At 47.6% G+C, this 11715-nt stretch carries 10 protein-coding genes; 2 read left to right on the top strand and 8 right to left on the bottom strand.

Annotated features, from left to right (window positions below; genetic code table 11):
- Positions 1 to 196 precede the first annotated feature (196 nt).
- The 8 genes from H6G45_RS03830 to H6G45_RS03795 all read right to left on the bottom strand — a co-directional run bounded on the left by H6G45_RS03830 (position 197) and on the right by H6G45_RS03795 (position 9214).
- On the bottom strand, positions 197 to 688 hold the full coding sequence (locus H6G45_RS03830) for a hypothetical protein (RefSeq protein WP_190596779.1): 492 nt from the start codon (positions 686 to 688) through the stop codon (positions 197 to 199).
- A 94-nt stretch (positions 689 to 782) separates the two neighbouring features.
- Positions 783 to 1706, bottom strand: a complete 924-nt coding sequence (locus H6G45_RS03825; protein WP_190596777.1) for a mechanosensitive ion channel domain-containing protein — start codon at positions 1704 to 1706, stop codon at positions 783 to 785.
- Positions 1707 to 1768: 62 nt separating this feature from the next.
- Entirely contained in the window at positions 1769 to 3499 is a 1731-nt protein-coding gene (locus H6G45_RS03820; protein ID WP_190596775.1) for a mechanosensitive ion channel family protein, read from the bottom strand.
- 336 nt (positions 3500 to 3835) lie between these two features.
- The gene (locus H6G45_RS03815; protein WP_190596773.1) at positions 3836 to 4570 is read right to left on the bottom strand and encodes a class I SAM-dependent methyltransferase; all 735 of its coding nucleotides are present in this window, start codon (positions 4568 to 4570) and stop codon (positions 3836 to 3838) included.
- A 51-nt stretch (positions 4571 to 4621) separates the two neighbouring features.
- A complete protein-coding gene (locus H6G45_RS03810; protein WP_190596771.1) occupies positions 4622 to 6379 on the bottom strand; it encodes a hypothetical protein in 1758 nt (585 codons plus the stop codon).
- Between the two features lie 321 nt (positions 6380 to 6700).
- A complete protein-coding gene (locus H6G45_RS03805) occupies positions 6701 to 7699 on the bottom strand; it encodes an ATP-binding cassette domain-containing protein (protein ID WP_190596785.1) in 999 nt (332 codons plus the stop codon).
- A 130-nt stretch (positions 7700 to 7829) separates the two neighbouring features.
- Positions 7830 to 8525, bottom strand: a complete 696-nt coding sequence (locus H6G45_RS03800) for an SDR family oxidoreductase (protein WP_190596769.1) — start codon at positions 8523 to 8525, stop codon at positions 7830 to 7832.
- Between the two features lie 14 nt (positions 8526 to 8539).
- Positions 8540 to 9214 (bottom strand): GNAT family N-acetyltransferase, encoded by a 675-nt coding sequence (locus H6G45_RS03795; RefSeq protein WP_199309564.1) that lies wholly within the window; start codon positions 9212 to 9214, stop codon positions 8540 to 8542.
- 115 nt (positions 9215 to 9329) lie between these two features.
- Here H6G45_RS03795 and H6G45_RS03790 point away from each other — a divergent pair, with 115 nt between their 5' ends.
- Complete coding sequence (locus H6G45_RS03790; RefSeq protein ID WP_190596765.1) at positions 9330 to 9923, top strand: TetR/AcrR family transcriptional regulator; 594 nt, start codon at positions 9330 to 9332, stop codon at positions 9921 to 9923.
- Between the two features lie 212 nt (positions 9924 to 10135).
- Complete coding sequence (glgA, locus tag H6G45_RS03785) at positions 10136 to 11611, top strand: glycogen synthase GlgA (protein WP_190596763.1); 1476 nt, start codon at positions 10136 to 10138, stop codon at positions 11609 to 11611.
- Positions 11612 to 11715 lie beyond the last annotated feature (104 nt).

The following is an 11715-nucleotide window of genomic DNA, read 5'->3' as shown; positions in this document are numbered from 1 at the left end:
TTTAGTGCATTAAAGAGGGCGAGAATGTACGCACCTCCGGGTACTAGCATAGATAAGGTTATTCAAGATTACTGCATAGCCTAACGTCTCATAATTATCCTAATTAGCTATAATTCCAACCAAGGCGATCGCCTAGCGCTTAATCAATTTCCTGATTATTTTTGCACCACCAATATGTTGCTCTGTCAATTCTAGGTTAATTTTCAATGGAGTCCGACTCGACCCTAGCATCACCAGTGGGAATCATAATTCCTTCTTGGACAACGGTAAGAATGGGTCTGCCATCAATACCAGTGCGCCATATCTTGGCAGGGTAAGTACCCGGTACTGGTCGCCAACCCTGGGGGATAAATTGATATTTCCAATTGGGATAACCCGTTTCCCGCACAATTCCGTGGTAATGATTATCGGCATTCCAACGAGTAATGGTAATGGAAACCTCTCCCCATGAAGGAACTTCCTTATCAAAAGCAGATATGGCTGCAATCAGATTGGAGCCCAGTTTTCTTCTGGAAAATCCGACAATGACAAAAAAAAGTGAAAATGTCAGAGGTAATGGATTCCAAAATAAGAGTGAGGCGATCGCCCCCAAAACGGCTGCCCCCAAGAACCACCGATTGATCTGGCCCGCTATTCCCAGGGCTGGACGAAGATTGGCAATTTGTTGTTCGACCGATAGTGTTTTCATCGTAGATCTGTAGTTTGTCAATAGCTATTGTCAGTAAATTTTTGATCTTAATTAACAACTCCATGGGGATAAATAAAGGGTGTTTTACGATCGCCTAATTGGATCCATTACCTGACTTCAGGCTTACATGTAAACCGGAGGCGGAGACAAGTTCCACCGTTGTGGATGCCAACTCAACCCGTCGATCAGTACTTTCAATCTCTTCTAAAATCCGAGTGAAAAGACGATCCTTCGTTGCCCGACGTTTTTTATAATCCACGACGTATCTGACGGTAAACTCTAACCAATTATCGTTGGCAATCAAAGTCACAAATGGCTCAATTTGGGCATTTTCAATCAAGTATTTATGGATCATGCGACTCCATTCAGCTTTAGCTGGTTCAACGTAGCAGCCGGTCACTTCTTCAACGACCCGTTGCAAAATGCTTCTGGCCAGTCGATGATCGCCACCATGCCTTACCGGAACAATAATTTCATCCCAAATAAAAGGGAAATCCCCCGAATAATTAAAAACTGGTTCCTTAAAGACAAAACTATTGGCAATTCTGACAATACGCCCGTTGTAGAGGTCCGCTTTTACCCAATCGCCACATTCCATCAGTGTCGTTCTTAGGGGATTAATATCAATCACATCCCCCATAATGCCCCCTAACTGAACCCGATCGCCGATCTTGTAAAATTCTCCAAAGGAAATAGCCGTCCAACCGGCAAAACTGGCAATCACTTCCTGTAGGGCAAAGGCAATCCCTGCGCCCACTACACCAAAAATAACGGTTAACTGTCTGAGGTTTTCATTAAAAATTGTCAAAATCAGGAGGGCAATAAATCCATAACTAATAAAAGCCAGAATTTTGCGGATACGGTAACGTAAATCTCCATCTTGAACTTGACTGGATAAGCCCCGGGCCGCCATCTTAAAAACAATGGAGACAATTAAAATACCAATGGCAACTTCAATTAACTTGACGACGTTAGGATCACTGAGCCAGCTTTGAATTATATTGACTAACTTTTCCATAGGTTAATGTCCAATGCATAATTTTGCTTTGTCGACTGTTGCCTGAGATAAAATGCGTCGCCCTAGGTCTGGTCAGATTCTGATGTATTTACTCCATTATCCTTTGTCGATGGAGCATTGAGGGATGAAACTTTAAATGCGGGTGCTTCATAATCCGACGGTAGATAATCAGCAGGAATGGTGGTCTGGTTACCGTCCCGCACAGCGCGGTAATGGGGCGAAAGAATTTCAATATCGGCTTCGTTGCACTTATCTTGAAGATTTTGATGAAGTTCTGAATAAATTTTTGCCATGATGCCTGGATTATGGGTATAGGCATTTAACTCATAGGCGATGTAAAAATCATCCAGACTAGTTTGCAACACAAACGGTGCAGGGTCTTCGAGAATTTGATCTGTTACTAGAGCCGCTTCGATCAGTACGGCATGGACTTTACGCCAGGGCACATCGTAGCCCAGGGTGATGGTAGTGTGCAGAATTAAGGGCGGCGCTCCCGGATCACTGGCGGCGGCGCTGTAGTTAATGACATGGCTACCTAAAACAGCCGAGTTGGGAATGGTAATCACCACATTTTTAATGGTACGAATACGGGTAACAAACAATGTTTTTTCTACCACATCCCCAATGGTATCAGTGATTTTAACTCGATCACCGACGGAAAATGCCCTGGTGTAGGTCAACATAATACCAGCAAAAATATTGGCAATTACCGATGAAGAACCGAGGGAAATTAGCAACCCTAAAAAGATAGAAATTCCCTGGAAAGCAGGGGTTTTAGAACCCGGTAAGTAAGGAAATGCCACCGTAGCCGCAAAGGCTAAGACGAGAAATTGCACCAGCTTATAGGTGGGTTGAGCCCATTCTCGATAAAATCCTTGAAACTTGATATTGTCTTGCTCGATTTCAGCGAATAAAAAGCGAATTACTTTAAGAAAATAAGATGTGAATAGCCAAATAATCACGAGAAAAAATAGGTTGGGAAAATAAGCAAGTAATCCTGCTACCAGAGTGCTAATCGCCGTGCGGACATATTCAAATAAAATCCGAGCCAGTCCCTTTGTCCAGGGAAAAAAACTTAAAACCAGATTAATGTAGAGATAGAAAACTCCCAGTAAAAGGGCAAGTCGGACAACTTTAATGATCTCTGAAATCAGATCAATTACCCGATGGGCAGATAAAATTTGGGTGTCAAATAGTCTTAACGCCGGAATCCGGGTGCCCCGCCAACGCCTCAATTGGCGATAAATAACTGGGACTGATTTAGTGATACTAATTAAGCTGATAGTTAGGATAATTGTGGCAATTAGTGTGTAAATTACTCCCCGCACTAAACTATGGATGCTATAGGAGGACCTAAAATCAGTAATTGATTGTTTGATGACCTGTAAATATTCGTTAGCAAGCTCTTTACGAGATTGCCCCGCCGCCACCGCATCCACATCGGCGATCGTCACTAGGGTTTCATCCCCCGCCCGAATATCCGCCGTTGCCGCCGCTTCATTGTCGACAATTTTGAGTGTATTCAGGCTAACTTCAGTATTTTTAGCCAGACTAACTATGCGATTAGAAACTACCTGGGCCCGGAATTCTGGGGAGAAAGAGGCAATTCTCGCTTGAATATAAAATAGTGTTTCGTCCCCTAAAATCACCGGCGCCCCTTTCGGCTCATTGGCCGTCGGCTTAACAGTTTGGGGATAAACCAAGTAGGCCGTCGCCACCAGCATAACTAGGTTAAGCAGAAAAATAATTAAACCGTTGCGCAACCAGTTCTTTAGCCTGTGATAGAACAACATATTTTTTCTTCGGGAATTATTAAGGGAATTAGTGTATGACATTTTCCATAAATTTCATTTCCCCTGGGATCAATTTTGGCAGAGAATATGGCTGATCAGAGTTTTAATTTTGATTAATTCTAGTCCTGCTGGTGGACAGTTAGCTCCAGTGTGGGACAATATTGTTTAATGATGTTCTTGTTGACCAAAATTTTTCCCTTCCCCATACCATAGGGCCCAGGTCAACGGGTATATTTTTCTAGAAGTTCTTGAATTAATCAAGACGGAGTTTAATAAACTCTAGCTAACTAAAGTTAACGAAGAAAAGTATCAAATTTTATCCTTGGTTTTAACACTTTATTCTCCGCGCTTCACCGCCCCAAATGCAGCAAAACAAGAGTTTTTATGGAGAATATCCACCGTGTCAAAGCCAACGGAACGGAGTAAATCAAGTTGGTAGGTGACAGGCCGGGGAGAATCTTCACGGTCAATGTAGCTGAACACCTTGTCCCGATACTCCGCATCACCAAGGGAGACCAAATAATCACCGTATCGATCCCACATCATTGCTTGGACGGCTGGGTGCTCGTGGAAAACTAAATCGGTAATCCACACGCTACCACCGGGGGCAAGCAAATCATAAATTTTCTGAAAAGCCTGTAACCAGTCTTCGTCATCCCGTAAATGGTGCAACACTGCCGCTGCAATAATCACATCATAGGTCGAGTTTGGCAGGCTTACTGAGCGAAAATCCCCCTGTATGGTACGCACTGCACCTCCGTTTAATTGTTGGACACGTTCCGCCGCCTTCATCAGCATGGGTACGCTTAGATCAAGTAAATCAACATTGAAATCATGATTGGCGGATTGACGCAGTCGAATTGTGTTGTTGCCAGCACCACAGCCAATATCCAGTACATAGCGGATATTCTTAGTACAAGAAATGGCCGCCTCGGTGATTAGGGCCATGGCGAGGGGAGCGTCAATGGTTGTCGCCTGGCCGGTTTCGAGGGAAGAAAAACGCGCAACATCTTTGTCAAAACGGGAGCGGATGTCTGCAATGGTTGATTTTTTCCCCAGGGGTGTGGTCATGGTGATGGCAGGTAGCGTTGTAGTTGATTGACTATGGATTTTTGCCCTTGCTCACTCCGGCTGAACCGGGGCAAGATATTGCTGGCTTTCCGATCGCCCCAGACGTTGGACGTAGCGATTAAATTGCCAGGTGCTGGCCACAATTACCACTGTTTGGCTGAGGACTGTGAGAAAAAAGAGGGGCGTTTGAAAATTAATTCCCTCCACCAGGGCAATGGACGGCAGGGGGCTAAACCACATAACGACGCTTTCCTTAATGCCCGCGCCAATGGCGATCGCCAAGGGGATTACCACCATCACCACCACCGATAAAATCAACACCAGTAGACGGGGGAAGCGCATCTGCAGCAGACTCCACTGGATTAGGGTAGCGAAGGTAAAATTCCACAACAGACCCATGGCCAAGGCCACCACTATACTCCCGAGAGGAATGGTCACTCCTGCCGGAGCCGGAGCTAGCCAGGGCAACAATAACACCATGGGCAAGGTTAAAAGGGCGGTGAAGCAAAGATTAATGGCGATCGCCCCTTGGGGAGGACTATGGTCGGATACTAGATTTTGCCAGCTCCAAGTGCGATGCTGCCGGGGGGCCTCGTGGCGATAGCGACTCCAATCCCGTAAATAGTTAATTTGGGGGCACAGGGCCAGGGTCAACCCCAAAAAGAAGCAACAAAGGGTCAGCTGCCAGCTACCCAGGTTCAACAGTAGAAAATCTAGATAGTCACCTTGGGTATAGCTCTGGAGTAAAAAACCGTTGGCGATCGCCACCACGGACAGAGTCACCCCCATGCTTTGAACCTTGCTCCACGCAGTACTAAAGGGACGACGGAAGCGACGACGTAATACTTGGGTAATCCAATAGGTTCCCACTGCAAAATTGGCCACCATAAATCCCATGCCCAGGGGAGCCGACCGAAATAAATCCCAACCATACCAGCGCAATTGGTCTAGCTCATTGGGGCCGAGGTAACCGACGGTGGGTATGGATAAAAAGGTGGAGCGGACTAAATAAATGAGAGCTTTACCGGGGTAAAACAGAGATAACCAAGAGAGGAAAAATGGCTCCCAATCGTTGTCTTGCATGATTAGAATCGTGCCAATCAGCGTCCCCACCGCACATAAACCGGCGATCGCCGCACTTTTAGAAAGGGAATAACTTTTTGAATTACTGCTTAAACCAATCCAGAGGGCAATGTGGAAAAAGAAGCTGGCTCCGGCTAGCACCACAGCGTAGTAACCTGCCAATAGAGGCAAGGAAATGCCTGCTCCTCCAGCAGTGATTATGTGGAGAGGCAAAAGGGTGAGCAAAAATCCATACAACAAGCTAGGCACCCCCAGGATTTTGCCCCAAATAAAACTGCCCTCGCTCTGGGGACTAAGGCGAATAAAATTTAACGTGCCCCGTTGACATTCCTTTTGTAAATCCGCCACCAGCAAATAAACCCCCACCACCAGCAATAAAGCCAGCCCGGCCAGGCTCAAAAAACTGAAGCCATCCAGCCACCACAGCCGCCAATTGACCGGTAACTGCCCCAATAGATCCTGGGTACAAACAAAAATGCCGCGGTTATATTCCCAGTCCGGTGGGATGCCCAGGCAGTAGCGACTAAATTGCTCCCCAGCGGGTTTAAGCGGATCCAGTACGGGGATTTCTCCGGCTCGAAAAAATAGCACCACGCTCTGGAAAATTACACTAACTAACAATAACCAACGCACTTTAGTGGCGGTGAAACGGCTTTTGAGTTCCCGGTACAGTTGGGGATGCCAGTCTCCCAGGCGATCGGCATAGACAGAGAAAAAATTGCTCATGGTGGTGACTGCGAAGTGGGGCAAGGAAAAGCAAGAAATAAAGTCAATTGGTCGCTGATTAAATCCTAATTCATCCCCCAGTTTCGTTTAGCAAAGTACCGATCAGATTAGGGGTTGCTGATTGCAGTTAGCTCCTTATTAGGGAAACAATGCCAGTGGGAGAACGCTGTTCACTGTCAAATAAATTTCAGATTAAATATTCAATTGGAGGGTAAATAAACTAGACAGAAAACAAATTAGTGGAGGATAAATTAACGGTGTTTTAAGCGGAGAATCGCTACATCATCGGCACTACCCAGGGCGGAAGGGTCATTGTCACTGTCAAGAAACCTGTTGATGGCCTAGTTTGAGGAAAATACTTTCTAAATCCTCCTGTTGACAATGGAATTGACTTACTTGACAACCAGCATAGATCAAATTTCTGAGCAGGTTGGCGCTGTCTGCGGGGGAACCAGAAAAAATCACAGAGCAATGGACCCCTGGGGCGGAACTTTGCTGATCTCCCTGGTCATAGTTTATCTGCCAATCCTCCACACCGGGTTGATCCTTCAGGCAATCCGGCAATTGCTCCACTCCCCCCAAGAGGGTGATGGTGATGGTGCGTTGCCCCAGGCGATTATACAAATCTGCCAAAGTGGTGCTTTCTACCAAACAACCCAGCTCCATTACTCCGATCGCCGTGCAGAGTTCCGCCAGATCGCTGAGCACATGGGAGGAAATCAGAATGGTCATGCCAGCGGCCTGCAACACCCGGATAATGTCGCGAAATTGTTGCCGAGCCAGGGGGTCTAGGCCAGAAACCGGCTCATCTAGCAGGAGTAAAATGGGCTCGTGGATAATGGTGCGAGCTAAACTTAACCGTTGTTTCATCCCCCGGGAAAGACTGTTAATGCGGCTGTGGCGTTTACTGGTTAGTTGCACCAGCTCCAACACTTCCTGGATGCGGTGACGACGGCTGGGATTTTTCAGATGGTACAACCGGGCAAAGTAATCGAGATAATCCCAAACGTTCAGGTCTTCATAGAGGGGATAATCGTCTGGTAGATAGCCCAAATATTGCTTGATCCGCAAATTGTCTGCCCCCGCCACTAGGCGATCGCCAAACAGATAAATTTCTCCCCTGGTGGGTTCCTCCGCCGTGGCCAACATACGGATTAGGGTAGTTTTGCCGGCACCGTTGGGGCCAATCAGACCATACACCGACCCCTCCGCAATGGTTAAATCCACATTGGTCACCGCCCCCTGGCGATCGAAACGTTTAGTCAAGCCTTGGGTAACCACAGCGGCTTTGGTTTCGGGGGTTAATTCCATGGGGGTCACAGTCAAAAAAATCTGGGTGAACCGATCATAAACTAACCACACCTTACCAATGGTTAAAGCCGGCCAGTTTTACCCCCTATCTATGATATTTGCAGGAATTTCCTTGAGATCCGCCATTTTCCCAGCGCCATCAAGCGCCATCCCCCAACATTGCGGGTACATCAATTTCTTTAATGCAGGTGGATCGGGATAGGGAAAGGACACACTCAATAATGCACAGCAGATCGCTCAAGGGTATTGCTGCGCCCCCGACCAAATTATCCGCCGCTAGATCTGCCATTACTTCAGGGGTGCCAACATTGCCGGGATTAATCACAGTGACGCCAATTTGCTCTGATCTCAATTCTTCCCTGAGGGAATGCACCACCCCCCGCAGTCCAAATTTAGATGCACTATTGGCCACTTCCCTCCCGGGGTAATTATCCCGACCGGAGAGGGACCCCATAAAAATAATCTTGGGATTATCCGATCGCCGTAGGGCCGGCAGTAACGCCTTCACCAAGCGCATCGGAGCCAGCAAATTAACGGTAATCACCCGGACAAGATCTTCATCGGCACAGGTTTCAAAACGGTACTGGGAAGTAAAGGCATGGGTTTCCCAAGTCCCCCCCATGTATAGCAAGCCATCCAAGGAGTAATTGCCAATGGCCTCCACCACCGTTCCTATCCCTGCCAAGTTAGACAGATCCGCCTGCACCCATTCACCCACCGGAGCCGCCGTACGGGACACCGCCCACAGGCGATCGCACTGACCAACAAAGTGCTCTGCCACCGCCAGTCCAATACCCCGACTAGCACCTGCCACTAGAACTGTTTTCAAAGACATGGTGGCTCTCTTTGCTAGTTGAGACGCAGACCAAACTTGGTAACGCCCGGAAAATCAATTTTGAATTGCTCCGAAAAATAATCCTGGTAAAAGGTTTGATAGGGCTTAAATCCCACGGATTCATAGGTATGACGGGCCCTGTCATTGCCATTGATCACCATAATGCCAGCAAATTCATGGCCTTGCGATCGCCCTTTTTCCAGTAAAGCCCTCAGTAACGCTTTGCCCAAACCCTGGCCCCGGGCCTCCGGTAATACGGCCACATTTTCAATAATCCAGGTTGCCTGGGGGGTGAGAAAAAACGGTCGTAAATTTCCGCCCCAAAGCCCCAGATACTGCCCACGAAAAGCTGCCAAATTTTCCTTCGTCCAGTTCAACTCCTTGGCGATCGCCTCTAGCTGGGATAGGCGTAATGGACAATAGTCCTCTGTCCCAGGCACATAGCCAGCGGCGGCAGCAACAGGTTTGCCCTCAGCTTCCAAAATCAGAAAATCCGGCACATTACCCCAATTGCAAGCATCAGCCTTTAGTTCTGCCTCAATAAACTCCAAGGCTGTGGTACCGGTACCTTCCAATAAATCTTCCCAAAAGCAATGGTTTAACGGCGGCAGGGAAGCCTCGTACTCAATCCTGGCGAGAAATGGAATATCCGCAGTGGTTGCTTGGCGGGTATTTAGCGTAGTTGACATCACAGCTCCTTTGGGAAAACTCCCCATAAAAGATACAATCTGTATGTATCTCAAAAATAAAAGAAGCCCCTTTCTTTGTCAAGATACATACTGTCTGAATGTTAAATTAATTCCCATGCCGGCTAAGTTAACCAAAGCGGAACAAACTCGACGAACTCGCCGCGCCATTCTTGATCGAGCCCGTCACCTGTTTGCCACCCAGGGATATACCGCCACGGGCACCGAAGAAATCATTAGTGAGCTAGCCATTACCAGGGGAGCCCTGTACCATCAATTTGGCGACAAGCTGGGGCTGTTTAAAGCTGTCATCGTGGAAGCCTATGACGAAATCACCAACTACATCCAAATGAAAGTTCGGCCCCTAGACAATAACTGGCAACAGTTAATCGTTGGCTGTCAGGCATTTCTTGAAGTTGCTCAACAGGACGAACTACGGCGCTTGGTATTTGTGGAAGCTCCTGCCGTTTTGGCCGCGGATGACCTCACCGAAATTGATCAATATGGCTTTGGTTTACTCCATGAGTCGATTCAGACCGCCGTCTCTGAGGGGCAACTTAACACCGTCGATGCTGAGGGTTTCGCCCACTTGGTCAATGGTTCGTTGAATGAGTTGGCCGCCTGGGTGGCTCAGTCTAATGATCCGGAACGACTTAAAACCGCCCAATGTCTGGTCGAAACATTACTGCTACGGCATCATCACTGCAGTTAGTTTTTCATTCTTGGGTTCAAAAAAAGCCTGGCCCACGACCAAAAATGGGCAGTGAACCAAATCTTTACTGGACTAACTTAATCTTTTAATTTCCGGTGGCGATCGCCTCTTAGCCAGGGGAATTCTCCTCCAGTACTTGCAAGAGAGGGGCAATATAGGAAAATACAATCAACTCGATCGCCGTCGAGTAAAAACTGTTATCAGGAGCCTCTATGTACATCGTTCAAATTGCCTCAGAATGCGCCCCCGTCATCAAGGCCGGAGGATTGGGGGATGTTATCTACGGGCTCAGCCGTGAATTGGAACTGCGGGGCCATTGCGTCGAGCTCATCCTGCCCATGTATGATTGCATGCGCTATGACCATATCTGGGGTTTACACGATGCCTACCGTAACCTAGAGGTGCCCTGGCATGGCAGCTCAATTTTTTGTGACGTTTTCTGTGGCTGGGTCCACGGTAGACTCTGCTTCTTCATTCAGCCCAAATCTTCTGATAACTTTTTTAACCGGGGTCATTATTACGGCGCCTTGGACGACCATATGCGCTTTGCTTTTTTCTCCAAGGCGGCCATGGAATTTTTGCTCCGTAGCAACAAACGCCCGGATATTATCCACTGCCACGATTGGCAAACGGGGCTAGTACCGGTGTTGTTGTACGAAATTTACCGCTTCCACGGTATGGATCATCAGCGGGTTTGCTATACCATCCACAATTTCAAACACCAGGGCATTGCTGGAGCCAATATTCTCCATGCCACGGGGCTTAATAATGACAGTTATTATTTCAGCTACGATCGCCTGCAGGATAATTTCAATCCCAATGCGATTAACTTCATGAAGGGGGGCATCGTCTATTCCAACTATGTCAACACCGTTTCCCCTCACCATGCTTGGGAAGCCCGCTTTTCCGATATCTCCTGTGGCCTGGGCCACACCTTGGAACTTAATCAGCAAAAATTTGGCGGTATTTTGAACGGTTTGGACTACGAAGTCTGGAACCCAGAAATTGATCCCCTCTTGGCGAGCAACTTCGGTCCCAAAACCTTTGGCGATAAGGCAAAAAATAAGCAAGCTTTACGGGAAAGATTAATGCTGGAAGCGGACGATAACAAACCAATGGTCTGCTTTATTGGCCGCTTGGATGGGCAAAAAGGTGTGCACTTGGTGCACCACTCCATCTACTACGCCCTTGACCAGGAATCTCAATTTGTACTGCTCGGCTCCGCCACCGAACCGAATCTGAGCAAATGGTTCTGGCACGAAAAACAACATCTCAACGATAATCCCAATGTCCATCTGGAGTTGGGTTTCGATGAGGAGTTGGCCCACCTGATTTACGGAGCGGCGGATATCATTGTGGTGCCTAGTAACTACGAGCCCTGCGGTTTGACCCAAATGATTGGCCTGCGTTATGGGGCCATTCCGGTGGTGCGGGGAGTAGGCGGTTTGGTGAACACCGTGTTTGACCGGGATTATGACCAGAACCATCCCCCGGAAAAACGTAATGGTTTTGTTTTCTATCAACCGGATCAGTATGCCTTGGAAACGGCCCTTGGTCGGGCGATCGCCTTGTATAAGGATGATCCTGTGGCCTTTAAAACCTTGGCGTTGCAGGGCATGGCCTACGATTACTCTTGGAATAAGCCGGGGCTCCAGTATGTGGAAGCCTACGAATACATCCGGGCTTAACCCTTCGGGTTTGTAACAGTTTCGTTACACTAGTCCATAGGCGGAGCAAAAGCCGTTGGCCATAGCTTCGTTCAGCGTTCATAAATAACAACAACTTAAAAATT

This window comes from Synechocystis sp. FACHB-383, from assembly GCF_014698605.1.
Taxonomy (GTDB): domain Bacteria; phylum Cyanobacteriota; class Cyanobacteriia; order Cyanobacteriales; family Microcystaceae; genus Synechocystis; species Synechocystis salina.
The sequence above is the reverse complement of the archived record's forward strand: the minus strand, read 5'-3'. Positions and strand labels throughout refer to the sequence as shown.